14 protein-coding genes and 1 pseudogene are annotated in these 18286 nt (G+C 68.9%); 4 read left to right on the top strand and 11 right to left on the bottom strand.

Annotation, left to right across the window (positions count from 1 at the left end; all coding sequences use genetic code 11):
• Together G5C60_RS40045 and G5C60_RS40050 are read right to left on the bottom strand one after the other, a co-directional pair.
• A pseudogene (locus G5C60_RS40045) lies at positions 1 to 1069 on the bottom strand (ricin-type beta-trefoil lectin domain protein); the annotation flags it as partial.
• 150 nt (positions 1070 to 1219) lie between these two features.
• A complete protein-coding gene (locus G5C60_RS40050; RefSeq protein WP_165267231.1) occupies positions 1220 to 1927 on the bottom strand; it encodes an SDR family NAD(P)-dependent oxidoreductase in 708 nt (235 codons plus the stop codon).
• 102 nt (positions 1928 to 2029) lie between these two features.
• Between G5C60_RS40050 and G5C60_RS40055 the strand changes: the two genes are divergently transcribed.
• On the top strand, positions 2030 to 2866 hold the full coding sequence (locus G5C60_RS40055) for a helix-turn-helix transcriptional regulator (protein WP_165267233.1): 837 nt from the start codon (positions 2030 to 2032) through the stop codon (positions 2864 to 2866).
• 15 nt (positions 2867 to 2881) lie between these two features.
• Here the strand turns inward: G5C60_RS40055 and G5C60_RS40060 are convergent, their stop codons facing one another.
• The 3 genes from G5C60_RS40060 to G5C60_RS40070 form a co-directional block, all read right to left on the bottom strand.
• Positions 2882 to 3265: a hypothetical protein gene (locus tag G5C60_RS40060; protein ID WP_165267235.1), complete on the bottom strand. Its 384-nt coding sequence runs from the start codon at positions 3263 to 3265 to the stop codon at positions 2882 to 2884.
• Entirely contained in the window at positions 3262 to 3468 is a 207-nt protein-coding gene (locus G5C60_RS40065) for a hypothetical protein (RefSeq protein WP_165267237.1), read from the bottom strand. Before G5C60_RS40065 ends, G5C60_RS40060 begins: the two co-directional genes overlap by 4 nt.
• Positions 3469 to 3562: 94 nt before the next feature.
• On the bottom strand, positions 3563 to 4768 hold the full coding sequence (locus G5C60_RS40070; RefSeq protein WP_165267239.1) for a glycoside hydrolase family 64 protein: 1206 nt from the start codon (positions 4766 to 4768) through the stop codon (positions 3563 to 3565).
• A 535-nt stretch (positions 4769 to 5303) separates the two neighbouring features.
• Between G5C60_RS40070 and G5C60_RS40075 the strand changes: the two genes are divergently transcribed.
• Complete coding sequence (locus G5C60_RS40075) at positions 5304 to 7316, top strand: DUF1996 domain-containing protein (protein WP_165267241.1); 2013 nt, start codon at positions 5304 to 5306, stop codon at positions 7314 to 7316.
• Between the two features lie 66 nt (positions 7317 to 7382).
• On the opposite strand, the gene G5C60_RS40080 is transcribed toward G5C60_RS40075, so the two are convergent.
• On the bottom strand, positions 7383 to 8216 hold the full coding sequence (locus G5C60_RS40080; protein WP_165267243.1) for an intradiol ring-cleavage dioxygenase: 834 nt from the start codon (positions 8214 to 8216) through the stop codon (positions 7383 to 7385).
• A 189-nt stretch (positions 8217 to 8405) separates the two neighbouring features.
• The gene (gene sthA / locus G5C60_RS40085; protein WP_165267245.1) at positions 8406 to 9809 is read right to left on the bottom strand and encodes a Si-specific NAD(P)(+) transhydrogenase; all 1404 of its coding nucleotides are present in this window, start codon (positions 9807 to 9809) and stop codon (positions 8406 to 8408) included.
• A 336-nt stretch (positions 9810 to 10145) separates the two neighbouring features.
• Here sthA and G5C60_RS53390 point away from each other — a divergent pair, with 336 nt between their 5' ends.
• Complete coding sequence (locus tag G5C60_RS53390) at positions 10146 to 10781, top strand: TetR-type transcription factor C-terminal domain-containing protein (protein WP_165267247.1); 636 nt, start codon at positions 10146 to 10148, stop codon at positions 10779 to 10781.
• 89 nt (positions 10782 to 10870) lie between these two features.
• On the opposite strand, the gene G5C60_RS40095 is transcribed toward G5C60_RS53390, so the two are convergent.
• The gene (locus G5C60_RS40095; protein WP_165267249.1) at positions 10871 to 12223 is read right to left on the bottom strand and encodes an FAD-dependent oxidoreductase; all 1353 of its coding nucleotides are present in this window, start codon (positions 12221 to 12223) and stop codon (positions 10871 to 10873) included.
• A 338-nt stretch (positions 12224 to 12561) separates the two neighbouring features.
• Between G5C60_RS40095 and G5C60_RS40100 the strand changes: the two genes are divergently transcribed.
• A complete protein-coding gene (locus G5C60_RS40100) occupies positions 12562 to 13863 on the top strand; it encodes an MFS transporter (RefSeq protein ID WP_206440563.1) in 1302 nt (433 codons plus the stop codon).
• Between the two features lie 41 nt (positions 13864 to 13904).
• Here the strand turns inward: G5C60_RS40100 and G5C60_RS40105 are convergent, their stop codons facing one another.
• From G5C60_RS40105 to G5C60_RS40115, 3 genes are all read right to left on the bottom strand, one after another.
• Positions 13905 to 15656: an ABC transporter permease subunit gene (locus G5C60_RS40105; protein ID WP_206440564.1), complete on the bottom strand. Its 1752-nt coding sequence runs from the start codon at positions 15654 to 15656 to the stop codon at positions 13905 to 13907.
• A 4-nt stretch (positions 15657 to 15660) separates the two neighbouring features.
• Positions 15661 to 16851, bottom strand: a complete 1191-nt coding sequence (locus G5C60_RS40110) for an ATP-binding cassette domain-containing protein (RefSeq protein ID WP_165267251.1) — start codon at positions 16849 to 16851, stop codon at positions 15661 to 15663.
• A gap of 123 nt (positions 16852 to 16974) precedes the next feature.
• Positions 16975 to 18039, bottom strand: a complete 1065-nt coding sequence (locus G5C60_RS40115; protein ID WP_165267252.1) for an ABC transporter substrate-binding protein — start codon at positions 18037 to 18039, stop codon at positions 16975 to 16977.
• Positions 18040 to 18286: the final 247 nt, after the last annotated feature.

Here is an 18286-nt window from a genome sequence, read left to right on the forward strand (position 1 = left end):
GGGTCGGGGTGTCCACGGCGCCGGCCGGGTCCTGCGATCCCGAGTCACCCGGTGTCAGCAGGAAGATCAGCAGCGGTATCACCGCGACACCGAGTGCGGCCGAGGCGAGCACGAAGCGGCGGGACGGCCACCAGGCCGACGGGCTCCACCAGGCCGCCGTGCTCTCGGCCTGCTCCGTCGTCGTACGCGCCTCCGGGCGGCCCTCGCTCGCCGCCCCGCCGCTCATGGCGTACGCGGTGCCGCCCCAGGGGAGCAGCCCCTCGGCCAGAGCCGCCTGCGGAGTGTCGCGCAGGGCCGCCAACTCCTCGTACCCGGTGGCACAGTGCGGGCAGTCGGCCATGTGGGCGTCCAGGTCCGCGCTGTGGCGAGGGCGCTCGGGGTGCACCGCCTCCTCGATCAGGCGGTGGAAGTCCTGGCAGCGGGGATCGCCGGAGCCGGCCAGGCGCGTCTTGAGGACGGAGTGGCGCAGGGCCTGGAACGCCCCTTCCATGCCGTACGCCACATCCTCGGGCGTGACGCCCAGGTAGCGGGCGGTGTCGGCCTCGGATTCCGCGTCCACGATGCCGTACCAGACCAGGCCCTGCACCCGCGTGGGCAGCTCCAGGAACGCGGCGAGCATCGGCGGGACGGGCCCGTCGGCGCCCGTCGTCTCATGCAGACGGGTGAGCAGGCCCGGGTCGAGGCGGGCGGCACGTTCGTCGGCGGACCACTCGGCGGCCACCCGGCACGCCAGCAGCAGGAGTTGATGCCGCCAGGGGGTCCGCGGTTCGAGGCCGCGCGCCGTCTCGCCGGCCGCGAGACCGAAGGCCGTCGCCATGAGCCGACGAGCCGCCGCCTCGTCGACCGTGCACAGACGGGCGTACGAGAGAACCGCGGGGCGATGACGGCTGCGCAGCTCGCGCAACGCGGGGCGTACGGTCCGGATGTCGGCGCGCAGCAGATCGGTCAGCCGCGCATCGGGCACCGACGAGAGCTCTTCCTGCTCAGGCTCAGGCGGCGCCGAGCGCTGACCGGCGTGCACCCCGCCGTCGGCCTCCGCGTTGTCGTAGTACTCGTCGCCCCGAGCCATGCCCGTGCCTCCTCGCACCACACGTTCCTACTGCCCGCCGAGTCCCGGCGGGCCCTTGGATACTGGGAGCGACCATAGTCACGGAAGAGGATCGGGAAAGGGTTTTCTGCAAGTAAGCGCGCCTGCCAGGCACGACGCGTCCGCTCCCGGCTACCAGGGGAGGGGGCCTGAGGCGTCGAAGTAGCCTCCGGTCGGGCCGTCGGGGCCCAACTGCGCCATACGGACGATGATTTCGGCGCCCGCCTCGACACTCTGCGTCCCCGTGTGTCCGTTCAGGTCGGTCGCGGTGTAGCCGGGCTCCACCGCGTTGATCCGCAGGTCCGGGAACGCCTTCGCGTACTGCACGGTGATCATGTTGACCGCGGTCTTCGACGCCGGATAGGCGACACCGGGGTAGGCGTACGCCGGCGTGCCTGGTTCCGCGACACGGGACAGGGAGGCCAGGCCGCTGCTGACGTTGACCACGACCGGCGCGGCCGAGCGCCGCAGCAGCGGCAGGAAGGCATGGGTGACGCGGACGACGCCGAAGGCGTTCGTCTCGAACATCGTGCGCATCATGTCGGCGGTCACGTCCGCGGCGCCGATCACGTTGTTGTTCTCGTCCCGCCGCTCGATACCGGCGTTGTTGATCAGCACGTCGAGACCACCGTCGGCCTCGACGGCTTTGGCGGCGGCCGCGACGGAAGCGTCGTCGGTGACATCGAGCAGGACGAACCGCGCGCCCAGCCGGTCGGCGGCACGCCGCCCCCGTTCCGCGTCCCGGCTGCCGACGTAGACGGTGTGACCCGCGGCGACGAGCCGGCGGGCGGTCTCGTGGCCGAGTCCCTTGTTGGCTCCGGTGATCAGTGTTGTCGTCATGCCCCCAGGCTCCGGCGCGGCGGCGCGGACAGCCAGGCGTCCCTGCTTCCTGGGACTGCGGATACCAGGCAGACGACCGGCGGACGGTGTTCACTGGGGGACATGACCGCGACCAAACTCGGGCGAGCGCTGCGGCGTTGGCGCGACCGGGTCTCGCCCGAGACGGCCGGCCTGCCCACCGGAGGACACCGGCGCGCAGCCGGGCTGCGCCGCGAGGAACTGGCCCTGCTGGCCGGGATCTCCGTCGACTACGTCACCCGCCTCGAACAAGGGCGGGCGACCAACCCGTCCCCCCAGATCGTCGAGGCCCTGGCCCGGGCACTCCGGCTGTCGGGAGACGAGCGCGCGTACCTGTTCCGGGCGGCGGGGCTGGTGCCGCCGGGTCCCGAAGCGGTGCCCGCGTACATCACCCCGAGCGTCCACCGACTCCTGGACCGGCTGTCAGGCGCCGTCGCGGTCTTCGACGCGGCCTGGACGCTGCTGCTGGCCAACCCGCTGTACGCGGCGCTGATGGGTGACCCGTCCGGATGGCGCGGCTTCGAACGCAACGGTGTGTGGCGTGCCTTCCTCGGCCCGGGCAGCCGGGTCCGGCACACACCGGAGGAACAGCGTGAGTTCGAGGCCACGATGGCCGCCGACCTGCGCGCCACCGCAGGGCGCTACCCGGCCGACGGCCAACTGCGGCGCCTGATCGGGGAGTTGCACACGAACAGCGAACGGTTCGCCGAGCTGTGGGAAGCGGGTACCGTCGGCCGGCACGAGGCCGCGCGCAAGACCGTCGAGCATCCGCAGGTGGGCGCCCTGACGCTGGACTGCGACGTGCTCAGTGTGGCGGGCAGCGACCTGCGCATCATGATCTACACGGCCGAGCCCGGCACCGAGGACGCGGAACGCCTCGCACTGCTCACCGCGCTCGGCACCCAGACACTCGTCGGGTAGTCGTTCGCAGCAGGCCTAAGCCGTACGCCAGGCCTCGACGCGCTGGGCGACCGACCGCAGGTCGGCTTCCTGGGCGCGGACGGCTCCGGCCAACTCGTACAGTTCCTCGTCCTTCGCCCGCACCGGCTGCCCGGAGACGCTCATGTACTGGTGCGTGCAACCCCAGCCGATGACGAGGTTGAAGTCCGTGAACGGGCGCAGCAGCAGGGCCGTGTGCAGGAAGGTGGCGGCGCGGGCGGAAGCCTCTTCGTAGTAGAGCGTGCCGCGTTCGCGCTCGAACCTGTGGCGTTCTGCCATGAAGCCGAGGGCGCCCCAGTCGGCGATCGGAACGTTCAGGGGGGAGATCGCCGCCTGGACCTGCAGAACCCAGCCGACGTCGACGCGGATGACCGGACTCACCGCAGGCCCGCGGGGAAGCGCTCCAGGACGGCGGGCAGGATGCGCTCGGCCTCGGCCGCGGCACCCTCGACGAAGGCGATCCGGTCGGCTTCTTCCACGGTGACGTCGTGGACGTGCTGCTTGAGGCTCTTGCCGGCGATCATGGCGCGATCGCGGAGACGGGCCATCTCGTCCGCGGTGAATTCGATGTTGAGTGCTGGCATACGCGCACGGTACCCGAGGAGGTACCTGCCTGGGTACCTCCTCGATCGGAACGACCTGGAGGAGCGCCTCGAAGGAGCGCCTCGGAGGAGCGCTTCAGAAGGCCGTGAGCGTGAGCCGTATCCCCGTGGGAGCCGTGTCCTGGATGTACGACGCGAAGTCCGCCACGTCGTCGAAGGCGAATCCGTAGGCCTTGCCGTCCTCGGTCGCGGCGTGGACGGCCTTCGCGTAGTGGTTGGTGAGCGCGCCCCGGTAGAAGGACGACGCGTCGGTCGAGGGCTGGGCGGTGTCGTCGAGGAGGGTGGAGCGGTTGAAGCCGGCTCCGAGCACGGCGGCGACGGGTCCCGTGGTGCCGTCGTTGGGGGCGGCGAGATCGCCGTCGCAGAAGAGGACGTCACGGGTGGACGGCCGGGAGAAGGCGACCGGGGCGGGCCCTTCGAAGGTCAGCTTCTCGCCGCGCACCCGACCGGTGAAGGTGCCCGCGTTGGTGGTCACCTCGAGGTCCTTGCCGCTGTACGTGCTCCACACCTCGTCTATGTACGGGCTGAAGTAGTCCTGGGGGAACAGGCCGGCGTCCAGGCCGTGCCCGGGCGCGACGATGCGGACGTCGTCCACCAGCAGGGGCGCGAACTCCTCGACCTCCTTGACGGCGGCGAAGGCGGCCGCACGGCCCCCGTCGCGCAGGGTGCCCGTCGTCTGGTCCTTGGCGCCGGTCAGCCGGATGCTCATCGGCACACTGAACATGTCCACCATCGTCGTATTGCAGAACATCCCGGCGGAGTTGTAGGTGAACTCGGCACAGTCGTGCAGCACGGCGTAGTTGGGATCCGACTTCACCCAGCCCGCCGGGTACTGGAGAGCGGCATTGCCGTTGCCGTCCGCGACGGCCTTGAACTTGAGCTTCTGGCCCAGCGACACATAGATGCGCCCGGACATGTAGGGCAGGGCGAGCCGGGTCTCGCCGCTGCCGGCCAGAGTGATCGCGTAGTCGGTGAAGCCGTCCGCGCCGTTGTCCGAGACGGATATCGGCGCGAGCGTGCCGTCGGGAGTGACCCGCACCTGCTTTCCGTCCTGGTTGCCCACGATGTAGACGTGGACGGAGGCGTTGTCGAACGACCCGCTGCCGTTGGTGATCGTCAACGGCAGACTGCCCGCCGCCGCGGCAGCTCTGTCGTCGTCCTCGGTCGTCCCGGCGAGGGCGTACGGCGCCACCGCGGCGATCGCGGGAGCGGCGACCGCCGCGCCCCCGAGCGCGACGAAGAGCTTGCGGCGGGTGAGGCTGCGCTGGTGACGAGGTGTCATGGGGGGAGGTGCTCCTCGATGCTCGTGTCGCTCTGGGGACGCGACAGGTGGGGGGTTGGAGATGAGTGGGGAGGACGGATGAGAGCGCTCTCGGGGATGGCGGAGAGCGCCCGCGTTCCCAGATGCTACGCACGCCCGACGGGCCGGCCAACCGGTGAGCCGAGCCCTCAAATCCCCCTGACCTGCGGTTACTTGAGAACGCGTAGTGCGATCAAGATTGCTTAACGCGCATTTAAGAGGCACTTAAGCAGCGGGGCACGCCCTCGCCTCAGAGCGGGGCCGGTGGGTGTCGGCTGTGTCGGCCTGTGTGATCGGCCGGTGGACACGGCGACCGCCGGATCGTCATCCGGTGGCTGATTCGTAAGAGGTCTCTATGAATTTGTGGGGCGTTTGAACACGCGGGAGCTGCTGTCCGTATGGGGGCAGGGGATTGTCAGCCGAGCTGCCCATGAAGCGTAGGAGAACTCCCGTGAGACGGAACACGCGAAGACGCCCGACAGGCGCACGACGCACAACCTTTGCGGCGGTCGCGCTGATGTTGGGTGGAGGTGGGCTGGTAGCGGCGAACGTTTACGCCACAGCCACCGAGAGCGGCTCGGACCAGCCGTCGAGCCAGAACCGGACGGACCAGGTTCTGGCTTCGGGAGCCGCCACGATCGACTGCCCGGACGTCGGCAGTCAGTTGACAGCGGTTCCGGACCAGGCGAGGGCGGAGGTCGACAAGGAACTTGCGCTCCTGGACAAGCAGATCGCCGAGGCCTACCAGCGGCTGCAGAACTCGGCGCAGGCCGTGCAGCAGGACGCGAACTTCGCCGACAACGCGATCATGAATCCGTTGAAAGACAAGCGGACCGCGACGATCGAGCGGATCGCCATCGCCATCGGTCGCGTGGGGGACCGTCCGCAGGGTCTCGATTCGCTCGCGGCCTGCACGTTGCGCGCCTCCGGCAACCAGACCGGCGACGGGGAGAACGGCGACCAGGGCCAGGACCAGGGCGGTGACGGTCAGGACGCGGGCGGCGACAACCAGGACGAGCAGGGCCAGGACCAGGGTGACGGTCAGGACCAGGGTGATGGTCAGGAGCAGGACGGCAACGGTGGTCAGGCCGGAAACGGGCCTGTGGCAGCGGACTACGCCGACATCACCACCGTCCAGCCCAACGTGCAGAACCCGCCCAAGCAGAGCAACGCCTCCCGCGGCACCTTCGCCACCAGCTGTGGTGTGAACGCCAACGGCCTGTTCAACTCCGACAACGTGATCGTGGCCCCCGGTGTCTCCAACGGCGCCCACCACTTCCACGACTACGTCGGCAACCAGGCCAACAACGCCTTCGCGAGCGACGACGACCTGGCGAACGGCGACACGACCTGCGAGGACCAGGGCGACAAGTCCTCGTACTTCTGGCCCGTGATTCGACTGCAGAACGGCGCCCAGGAGCAGGACGCCAACTCGCCCGGCGGCGGCATCGAGGGCAACGCCGGTGAGATCGTCACGCCCAAGCAGGTGACCATGACCTTCGTGGGCAACCCGCAGAGCAAGGTCACGGAGATGCCGCGGCTGCTGCGCATCATCACCGGTGACGCCAAGGCGTTCGTCAACGGCACCGCCAACGCCAATGCCTCGTGGAGCTGCACCGGGTTCGAGGACCGGCAACTGAAGGACAAGTACCCGATCTGCCCCAAGGGCAGTGACGTGGTGCGCACCTTCAAGTTCCAGAGCTGCTGGGACGGCCGGAACATCGACAGTGCCAATCACCGCACCCACGTGGCGTTCGCCGACGCCAACGGCAACTGCGCGAACGGCTTCCAGGCCATTCCGCAGCTGGTGCAGCGCATCGTCTACGACGTCGACGCGCCGAGCCTGAACGACGGCGGCCGTACGACCCCACTGTTCGCGGTGGACTCCTTCCCCGAGCAGCTGCACAAGCCGGTCACGGACCACGGCGACTTCATCAACGTCTTCGACGAAGACCTCATGGGGGAGATGGTCGACTGCATCAACGGCGGCCAGAAGTGCGGCGCCGGCGCAGACTCCGGTTCCGGCGACGACTCCGGCTCCGGCAGTGAGGAGCCGCAGGAACCGCAAGAGCCCCAGAAGCCGCAAGAGCCGCAGGACAAGCCGACGCCGACTCCTGACGACTCGACCGGCGGGAACAACGAAGAGGACCCTGGCAACAACACCGGGGACAAGGACACGCCGGAGCCCGTCACCAGTGAGCCGGGCACCGCACCGGCGGTCGGCGCCTCGCCCACCGCCCGCGACAATGCGGACCCCGAGGTCTATACGACGCCCTCGGCCACCCAGAGCGATCCGGTCACCTCATCGGACGGGGGCTCGGACAGCGACGGCGGCAGCGGAGCGGGCAACGCCGAGCAGACATCGCCCGACGGCGGGAACGATCAGGCCGCCGATGCGCAGACCGAACCGCAGGGCTCCACCGGCAGCCTCGCCGAGACCGGTACGCAGCTGTGGCCGGCCGCAGCGGGAGCGGTTCTCGTGATCGTCGGCTTCGTGCTTCTCCGCCGTATGAGGCGCAGTTCGTTCTGACCGTCCTCGGACGGCACCGAGTGGCGATCGGACCTGCACCGGCAGGTCCGATCGCCGCTTTCCTTGTCAGACCGGCACCGTAAGGGTGGCCGTGTAGCCCTTGGCGACGCTGCCTTCGACCGTCGCCATCTGCTGGTCGTAGCCATCGCTGAAGATGTTGTCGCTTTCCAGGGAGAGCCGGCCCAGGTTCTGGACGCTGCTGTCGTAGCCGTCCGTCGCGTACACGGTGTCGCAGACCTCCTCGGGCAGGGCGAGCTGCGAAGTCGCCGTGATGGACGTGGCGTTGGTGGCGTCCTCCAGGCTGCCGTACACCTCGAAGTGGATGTGCGGCCAGCGGCCCGGGTAGCAACCCGGGAAGATGCTGGTGAAGGTGACCTGGCCCTTGGAGTCGGTCTCCTGGACGCCGCGGAGGTAGTTCTCCTCGGTGACGCCCTCGGAGTAGAGGGAGTAGTTGCCCTCCCGGTCGCACTGCCAGATGTAGACCGCCGCGCCCTCCTTCGGCGTACCGCAGCCGGAGGCGGCATCGACGACAGTGAGGGTGATGGTCAGCGGTATGCCCTCGGCCTTGCCCCCCGCGGAGCCGAAGCTGGAGGTGATGTCCTCGCGGACGACACCGCTCTCCTTGAGGACGTTCACGCCGTTGGAGCCGTCGCCGGGGAAGGGACCGGCCGTCTCGCCCGGGATGGTCTCGCAGCTCGCGTCGGAGGTCCCCGAGGAGGCCGCGGCAGACGAGGAGGAGGAAGGCGAGGACGAGGAGGAGGCGGTGTCCGAGCCGTCGCCGGTGCAAGCCGCCAGCGGCGCCAGGCTCACGCCGGCCAGCAGGCGGATCATCTTGCGGCGGTGAAGCGTGGGGAGGTCGAAGGACAGACCTCTGTCGTGGTCGTGGATCTCTGCACTCATGACTGCTCGCCTTTGCTCGTCTGCTCGCCCGCTGGTGTGCGTGAGATTAAGCGCGCTGCCTGTGAAGCGTCCACGAGCAAGCTGTGCGGACAACAGAGACGGCCGCAGCCCCGGCGGAGTCTCCGCCGGGGCTGCGTGGCCCGCCTTCTGCTCCCGAATCCGGTTGCGTTGCCGGAGATGGCAGAACGATCAGTCCCTGAGCCGGTCGATCTGCCGGATCTTGTTCGTCGCGTCGAGGGCGGCGACTTTGTAGGACTCCGCGAGCGTGGGGTAGTTGAAGACCGCGTCGACCAGATAGTCGACCGTGCCGCCGCAGCCCATCACGGACTGTCCGATGTGGATGAGCTCGGTGGCCCCGGTGCCGAAGCAGTGCACGCCGAGCAGTCTGCGGTCGTCCGGCGAGACCAGCAGTTTGAGCATGCCGTGCGAGTCGCCGATGATCTGCCCCCGGGCCAGTTCGCGATAGCGGGAGATGCCGACCTCGTACGGCACCGAGTCCTCGGTGAGCTGGTCCTCGGTCCGTCCGATGAAGCTGATCTCCGGGATGGTGTAGATGCCGATCGGCTGGAGGTCGTGCATCCGGTTCACCGGCTCGCCACAGGCGTGGTAGGCCGCCGTACGCCCCTGTTCCATCGACGTGGCGGCCAGCGCAGGGAAGCCGATGACGTCGCCGACGGCGTAGATGTGCGGCACCTCGGTGCGATAGTGCTCGTCGACCTTGATCCGGCCGCGCCCATCGGCGGACAGGCCGGCCTTGTCGAGGTCGAGGTCGTCGGTGAGGCCCTGGCGGCCCGCGGAGTACATCACGGCGTCCGCGGGGATCTTCTTGCCGCTCGCCAGAACGGTGAGGGTGCCCCGAGGGTGACGTTCGACCGCGGCGACGGTCTCTCCGAAGCGGAAGGTGACGGCCAGGTCCCGCAGGTGGTACTTCAGCGACTCGATCACCTCGACGTCGCAGAAGTCGAGCATTCCGGGCCGCTGTTCGACCACGGTGACCTTGCTGCCGAGAGCGGCGAACATGGAGGCGTACTCCATGCCGATCACGCCGGCGCCGACAATGACCATGGAGCGCGGCACCCGTTCCAGATTGAGGACGTTGTCCGAATCCATGATCGTCCGTCCGTCGAACTCGACGCTCGCGGGACGGGCGGGACGGGTACCGGTGGCGATGATGATGTGCTCGGCGCTCAACAGCCGTTCGTTGCCGTTCACTTCGTTCAGGGCGATGGTGTGGTCGTCCACGAAACGGCCGGTGCCGCCGAAGAGGGACACGTCGTTGCGGGAGAGCTGGTTGCGGATGACGTCGACCTCCCGGCCGACCACGTGCTGGGTGCGCGCGGTCAGGTCGGCGACGGTGATGTCCTCCTTGACGCGGTAGTTCTGGCCGTACAGATCACGCTGGGTGAGGCCGGAGAGGTACACGACCGCCTCGCGCAGGGTCTTGGAGGGGATGGTCCCGGTGTGGATGGAGACCCCGCCGACCATGTCGGGGCGGTCGATGACGGCGACCCGGCGGCCGAGCTTGGCCGCGGCGATGGCGGCCTTCTGGCCGCCCGGGCCGGATCCGATGACGAGCATGTCGAAGTCGGGCACCCTCCGGAGTGTGTCAGCTCGAAGGTCTCACCCGAAAGAGTGGACAGCCGTGTCGGGGGAACCAACTGCGGAGTTCTGCGCTCGAGTTGGTCCTGGCCACGAGCGAGCAGGCCTCCCAAGGGCCTCTCCGGTCACAGCACCAGCAGCTCACCGCACCAGCAGCACGGCTGGACCGGGCAGGGCGGGGGTACGGATCGGGCCAACGTACGTTTTCCGGTGCGTCGGCGTGCGGCACTCCAGGGGAGTCGCGGTCCCGGATACGTTACGGTGAGCCCGGCGGAGTGGGTTTACGCGTACGGCTACGGGACGTTAGCCAATGGACGAGGCAGGGGAAGCGTGACGTCAGAGCGCGGCAGTCGGTCGGCGGTGACTGCCCGGGGGCGTACGGCGGTCGGCAGGTCCCCGGGACCGCGTGCGGCGGAGATCAGGGCCGCAGCTCTCGTCCTGTTCGCCGAGCGCGGGTACGCCGCCACCACGATGGCCGACATCGGCGAAGCCGTGGGGATGCGCGGGCCGAGTCTGTACAAGCACGTGGGGTCCAAACAGGAACTGCTCGCGCAGATCATGACGGGCACGATGGACGACCTGCTGCGCAATCACCGCATCGCGGTGGCCGGCTGTGAGGACGTGGTGGAGCGGCTGCGCCGGACCGCCGAAGCGCATGTCCGCTACCACGCCCGGCACCGCCTGGAAGCGTTCGTGGGGACCCGGGAGATCCGCAGCCTGGAGGAGCCGCACCGCACGGAGGTCCTGCGGCGGCGCGCGGCCTACGAGCAGGCGTTCCGGACGTTGCTCACCGAAGGTGTGGACGCCGGCCGCTTCGCGATCACCACAGTGAAGCTGACCTCCTACGCGATCCTGGACCTCGGGATGGGTGTGGCCGTCTGGTACCGCGAGAAGGGTGACCTGACGGAGGATCAGGTCGTCTACCAGTACGGCGACTTCGCCTTGCGGCTGGCCGGAGTGCGCTGAGCCGGTGGCAGGCCCCGCCCCGGGGAACGGGGTGGCGGCCTCGGTTGCGGCCGAGATCCGACGGCGCCCGTGGGGAGTGCGCGGCCCGGTCAGGTGTGGCGTACCACCCTGGTGGCGATCTTTGTGGCGGTGTCCGCGGCGGTCAGTCCGTACACGAGGGCTGAGGCGAGTCCGCCCGCGTAGGCGCGGTGCCACAGACCGCCCGTGTCCGACCCGGCGGCCAGGAGTCCGCCGAGCGGTTCGCCGTCCTCGCGCAATACGCGGGCCCGGTCGTCGATGCGTACGCCGTGAAAGGGGAAGGTGATGGCCGGCACCGTCTCGATGACGTAGTACGGCGGTTCGTCCAATGGCAGACGGTCCAGTTCTCGGCCGGGCGCCGGTTCCAGCCCTGTCGAGGTCTGCTCGTTGAACCGCTTGACGGCGTCACGGACGGCGTCGCCCCGGTATCCCCATTCCTCCGGCAGCCAGGCCAGTTCGTCGAGGTCTTCGGCGAGTCCGACGCGGCCGCCTCGCTTGCTCGCCAGGGCGAACTTGTCGACGGCGACCGCACCCTCGACGTACGAGCCGACGATCCAGTCGCGGAACACCCGGGCGTCGGCGATGAGGAGACCGCGGCTCTCGGGCTGCTCCAGCAGCGCCATGGCGGTGAGGTGGTCGCCCAGCGTCTCGTCGGCGAACCGCTCGTTCCGCAGATTGAACAGGAGGGCGTGCTCGCTGTAATACAGCGACATGTCGACGAAGTCGGCCGGGTCGGCGAAGGGGATGCCGCTGGGAATGAGGTGGCCGTAGAAGCCGGCGTCATGGTGGCCGGTGGCAGCGCCGACCCGGGTGGCCAGGCGGTAACCGCCGCCGCGGCTGTGGGGGTTGGAGCGGAGTTCCATGCGGTCGGCGTGGGGGTGCACATGCGCGGTGCAGAGGGCGGGGTCGCCCTGGAATCCGCCGGTCGCGAGAAGCGTGGCCCTGGCCCGCGCCTGTCTGCGTGTGCCGTCGGCCGCCCTCAGCTCCGCTCCCACCACGGTGCCGTGCTCGACCACGAGCCGTTCGGTGTCGGTCTCCAGCAGCAGCTCGCCGCCGCTGTCGAGGACGAGCCGACGGCAGGTGTCGACGTAGTGGTTGGTGTCGAACTGGTGGCCGCGGCCGAAGCTGAGGATGCGTTGGGCTTCCTTGGCCTCCACGCCGAGGGAGCGGATCCAGGAGATACCGTCGTCGAACCGGTCCACGAGCGCGCGCTTGAGCGCGACGTCTCCGTGCGGATTGTGCTGGTCCATGACGTCGTGGCTCGGGGCGGTCCACGCGTAACCGGCGAAGCGTGCGGAGCCGCCGACGTCCCCGCCGATCTCGGCGATCACCACGGACAGACCGTTGCGAACGGCGCGGGCGCCGGCGGTCAGTCCTGCCATACCCGCACCGACGATCAGCAGATCGACGTCATCTGGGCGCATGCGACGCTCCTTCGGCCAAGGGATCGACTGTCCGACCAGGTTCACGAAGTCCACCCAACCTCTTGCGAGTAAACCGAACCCGATTCAAAATCTCAACTGTCGCACTCGTGTGGATACGGTGACCATGTCGCGCGGCATCCTCGACTTTGCCTTAGGCAAAGGCCTGGTCAGGCCTTACCTGCAATCAATCCCGCCCCATGCGCACGTCCCACACGTCTCTTTTTCGCTCCGCTTCCCTGGAAATCCGTGCATGAAGGGTAGCTGTACTGAGTTCAGTTCTGTACCGTCCCGGGCGTCGGCAGGGTACGGGACCGTGCCGTGGGAAGGAGAGTCGGAGCATGAGTGCCACTCATCGGTCCGCCGCAGCAGAGGCGGAGTCGGCGACGTACGATCCGGTCACGGTGCGCCGCGCGATGCTCGCCGGCAGCCTCGGGACCCTCATCGAGTACTACGACTTCAGTGTCTACGGCTATCTCGCCGTGGTGATCGCTCCGCAGTTCTTCCCGAGCGACGATCCGGCGGCCTCACTCCTGGCGGCACTCGCGGTGTTCGCCACCGGTCTCGTGGTGCGGCCGGTCGGCGGCGTCTTCTTCGGATGGCTCGGCGACCGATGGGGCCGTCGCAAGGCACTGGTGTCCTCGGTGGTGTGCATGGGAGTGGCCAGCAGCATCACGGGACTGCTGCCCACCTACAGCCAGATCGGCGTGGCCGCCGCAGTACTGCTCCTGCTCGCCCGGCTGGTGCAGGGCATCTCCACGGGCGGCGAGTCGGTCGGCGCCTACACTTACATCTACGAGTCGGCGCCGCCCCGGCGCAGGGCCTTCCTCGGTGCCGTCACGCCCATCGGGTCCAACCTCGGGTTCATGTTCGCGGCCGCCACGGCCGGGGTGATCTCCGCGCTCGCCACGAAGGACCAGATGGCCGACTGGGGCTGGCGGCTGCCCTTCCTGATGGCGATACCGCTCACCCTGTTCTGCCTGTGGGCCCGGCTGCGGATCGAGGACACCCCGGAATTCGAGGAGGCGGCACGGCGCGCCGACATCCCCACGGCTCCGATCCGCGAGGTCCTCTCCACCCACCGCGCGGCGCTGTGGCAGTCCATCGGCCTGTCCATGGCGCAGGGCGGCGCCATCTTCCTCGGACTGACGTACATCGGCATCTATCTGACCAACGACCTGGGGTACGACTCCACGCAGGTGCTCTGGCTGAGCGCGGGCGTCGTGCTGGTCACCGTGCTGCTGATGGTGCCGGCCGGCTGGCTCGCAACCCGGTTCGGCTCGCGTCGCATCCTGCTGTGCGGATTGCTGGGATTCCTGGTGACGGCCTACCCCACGATGATGCTCATGGACCAGCACAGCCTGGCCCTGGCCGGCCTCGCCTACCTGCTGTTCATGCTGAGCAGCGCGTTCGTGCAGGTCCCGGCGGCCAGTCTGTGGCCGCATCTGTTCGAGCGCCGGGTCCGCTACACCGGCATGGCGATCGGGTACAACGTCGGCACCGTCCTCGCAGGCGGTACGGCTCCGTACATCGCGACCTTCCTGGTCCAACGGACCGGAAACCTGCTCTCCCCGGCGTTCTTCGTCATGGCGGTCTGCCTGATCGGGATCGGCGCCCTGGCCACCGTCCGCAAGGATGTGTAGGAGGGGGCGGCGGGTGCGACTGCCCGGCCCGCCCCGTCCCCTCAGAGCTTCTCGAAGATGTCGGAGCCGGCGACGGACATGGCCACGAAGACACCCGCCGACGTCACCAGCGTCATGACCAGGGCGATCGCCGCGACCAGCGGGTACGAGCCGTTGGACCAGTAGTCGAACAGGATGGTCCCCATGACCTGGGTCGTGGGCGCCCGTACCAGCAGCGAGGCGGTGAACTCGTGGGTGAGCAGCACGAACATCAACGCTCCGGCACCCGCGAGAGTGGGGCGCAGCAGCGGCAGCACGATCTCGGTGTTGGTCCGCAGTGCGCCCGCCCCGCTGGTACGTGAAGCCTCCAGGTACCTATCGCCGAGCGCCACCATTCCGGACAGCTGCATGCGGGTGGCGAAGGGCAGCATCAGCGTCACGTAGACGAGGACGATCACCGTGCGGGTGCCGTACAGAATGAACGGCTCGCGGCTGTACGTCAGCAGGAAGCCGGCGCCGAAGACCACCGCGGGAATCCCGAGGGGCATCGCCACGATGAAGTCCACCGCCGCCCGGATGATGCGGAACCGGCGCCCCTTGAGCAGCAGCGAGGCGGCGACGAAGCCGAGCGGGAGCGCGATGGCGACGGAGATGACCGAGGTGACGAGGCTGTTGACGATCGCGTCGGTGATCCCCGACTCCTGGAAGACGCGCCGGAAGTTGTCGAGCGTGAACCCGCTCGGTTCGATCTTCCCGCTCCAGAAGGCGGAGAGCGACACCACCGTGAGCGCGCCCAGCGGCAGCGCGAGCGCCACCAGGCCGTAGAGGACGATGCCCGTGACCGCCACCCACGACGGCCGCCCGCCGGACCGGAACGCCTTGCCGCCGTGCGTGACGAAGCGGCTGTGATCGCCGAGGATCACCTTCTGGAAGAGGACGACGGCGATGCCGAAGAGCAGCAGCGGTGAGCCGATCGCGGCCGCCCTGCCGTAGTCGACCGGGCTCTGCGACACGGCGACGTACATGTCGGTGGTGAGGACGTTGACGCCGTTGTTCCTGCCCAGCAGCAGCGGGCCCGTGAACTGGCCGAGTCCAAGCAGCAGGGCCACGAACCCGCCGTACACCAGGACCGGACGCAGCAGCGGCAGCGTCACCCGGAAGAACACCCCGGCGGCCGACGATCCGCTGACCTGTGCCGCCTCGATCAGCTCCGAATTGATGTTGCCGAATCCCGCGCTGACGAAGAGATAGACGAAGGCGGTCAGGCCGAAGCCGGTGATGAGGACGATCCACGGCAGCGTGTAGATGTCGACGGGACCCTCGTCGAGATGGTCCCACCAGGGCAGGTTGCGCAGCGCCGCGTTGAGGTAGCCGGGGCGGGGCGAGAACAGGAACGCCCAGCCGGTGACCGCCGCCACGGCCGGGACCACGATGGGCAGGACGGGCAGTACGCGCAGCAGCCGCAGGCGGGGTGGCAGGCGGGTCGCCGCCCAGGCCAGGAACGTGCCGAGGACGAGCGCGATGGCCAGCGAACCCAGCGCCATACCGGCCGTCGTACGCAGCGTCTCGGCCATGTCCGGGCTGTCGAAGGCGGTGCTGTAGCCACGGGCGTCGTCCTCGAAGGCCAGCCGTTGCAGGCCCACCAGCGGGGCGATCACCAGGTAGCCGATGGCGGCCAGGAAGGCGAGCGCGCCGAGCCGCGGCAGATGGCGCCGCGCACGGTTCAGCGCCGTCGGCCGTGGCGGCGCCGCGTGCGGCGGTGTCGTCGTGGGGGAGGAAGAGGGGGAGTGTGCGGGTACGGCGGGTGCGGCCACGACGTCACGCTCCCACTGCGGCGGGGGCGTGCACGGCTGTCCGTACCCCGTCGGCGTCGTAGTAGATGGCCGCGTCCTTGGCGAACCACGCGGTCACCCGCTGCCCACGCGACAGGCTCCGCGCCCATGGCTTGCCGGTCAGTGGCGCCCGCGCGTGCAGGCGGCTGTCCGCGATCGCGACGACCACATCCATGTGACGCCCGCCGAACTGCGCGTCGACGACCTCCGCAGGGAGGCCGACGCTGTGGGCCGGCGGCTTCTCGTCGGCCGGACAGAGCTGAAGATCGTCGGGACGCAGCCGGGCGGCGACCTCGCTGAGCGAGCGGGGCACCGGCAGCTCGTCGGCCACCGCCTGGCTCGCTGCATCCGCCTGGCTTGCGGTGCCTGATGGGGCATCGGCGCCCGGGTCGCCGGCGAGTACCCATTCCCCGCCCTGACGCCGCAGCGGAAGCCGGTTCGACATGCCGATGAACCCGGCGACGTATTCGGTGGCCGGTTCCTCGAAGACCCGTTCCGGCGTGTCGAGTTGCTCGATCCGCCCGGCTTGCATGATCGCCAAACGGTCGCCGAGCGCCAGCGCCTCGCTCTGGTCGTGGGTGACGAACACGGCGGTGAAGCCCAGCCGGGCGTGCAGCTCGTGCAGTTGGGCGCGCACCTGGTCGCGCAGCCGCGCGTCGAGGTTGCTCAGCGGCTCGTCGAAGAGGACCAGATCGGGCTGGGCGGCCAGGCCGCGGGCCAGGGCGACCCGCTGCTGCTGGCCGCCGCTGAGCTGTGCCGGATAACGGTCGAGCAGGGCGGCACAGTCGACGAGCTCCGCCGCCTCCTCGATCCGCGTGCGCGCCTGCTCACGGGCCACCCGTCTGGTTCTCAGGGGATATCCGATGTTGCGGCGCACGGTCATGTGCGGCCACAGCGCGTACGACTGGAACACCATCCCGATCCGGCGCTTGTTGGGAGGGAGGTTGACCTTCCCGCGTACATCCAGCACCGTCTGGTCGCCCAGGGAGATGCGTCCCTCGTCGGGCGTCTCCAGACCGGCCAGACAGCGCAGAGTCGTGGTCTTCCCGCAGCCGCTCGGGCCGAGCAGAACGATGAACTCGCCCGGCTCGATCTCCAGCGACAAGTCGTCCACCGCGACCGCCGGCGGCTTGCCGGCGAACCTTTTCGTCAGACCCTCGATGCGCACGTGGGACACGAGGACTCCTTATTTCCAGGTATTCAAAGATCAGGTGAGTGGGCACCCGTCGATGCGGGTGCCCACACTGCTGGCATCGTTCCTGGCTGATGCGGTCCGTCGCCCCTGCCGGAACTACTGGAACTACTGGAACAGGGACTTCCACTTCTTCTGGTACGCGGCCACGGCCTCGGGTGTGAGCTTGGCCGGATCCTGCACACGTACCTTGTCGTTGGTGATCACCGTGCCGGGGATCTTGGGCAGCACCGAGCCCGCGGACGGCGTGATCAGCTCCTGCCCCTTGGCGGTCACCATGAAGTCGGCGAACAGCTGGCCGGCGTTGGGGTGCGGGGCGCTCTCCAGCACCATGCCGTAGTACCGGGCACCCCACGCGCCGTCCGGCGGCATGCGGTAGTCGACCGGCGCACCCTTCTTCTTCGCGGGCTCGAGCGCGATCGGCGCTATGAAGCTGCCGGCGGCGATCTCGCCGGACTGCAGCGCCTCACCCATCGGCAGAGAGCTGGGGTAGATGCGCGGCTTCTGGGCGGCCAGCTTCTTCACGAAGTCGGCGCCGTACGTCTCCTCCAGCCACAGGTAGAAGTCGACGATCGAGGGCGCGGTCGGCTCGATGACGCCGATCTTTCCGCCTGCGAGCGAGGGGTCGAGCAGGTCCGGGTAGTCGGTCAGCCCCTTGGAGTAGAGCTTGGAGTTCCAGCCGAACGTGAGCACCGCGGAGTTGGTCTCGAAGTAGTTGCCGTCGTGGACGTACTGCTTGGCGTCATAGTCGCCCTTGCCGGTCAGTTCGGGACCGGTCGGCGCCAGGAACCGCTTGGCCTCGGCCTGCGGCTTCACCCACGACAGACTCGCGCTGACATACATGTCGGCGATGCCCTTGCCGGTGTTGAACTCCGTCTCGACCTTCACGCCGAGGTCACCGTCGACGCCCCGGACGGTCTTGACGTCGATCCCCGGGTACTTGGCCTCGAAGGCCTTCGCGAGGTTGTTGAGGGCGGTCAGATCCTGGGCCGAGTAGACAGTGATCTGTCCTTCTTTCTTCGCCGCTGCGACCAGTTCGTCCATGCCCGCCGACGCGGGCACGACCTTGGACTCGGCGTTGTTGTCGTTGCCGCCGCCGCACCCGGCGGCCAGCAGTGTGGTGATCGACAGCAGGATGAGCAAAGCCCCGCGCCGTCGCGGATCTGATCTCATTCTCGGCTCCCTTATGTGAAACCGGCTCCCGGCCGAACCGGCGCACGAGTGAGAGGACTTTGCGCTGGACGGTGACCGGATCGCCAAGATTTCGTGAAATTACCAAACTGAACTAGGTTAGGCAATAGAATGCGCAGCCATGCGACGAAAGGGTGTGCTCGGGGCGCCTTCCGTGCCGGTTGCCCCGCGGTGGCCAGTCTGTCTGCAGAGTGCGGGGCGGTGGCCCGGCCGCACTCTGCAGACAGAC

The organism is Streptomyces scabichelini (genome assembly GCF_011045015.1).
GTDB classification, from domain to species: Bacteria; Actinomycetota; Actinomycetes; order Streptomycetales; family Streptomycetaceae; genus Streptomyces; species Streptomyces scabichelini.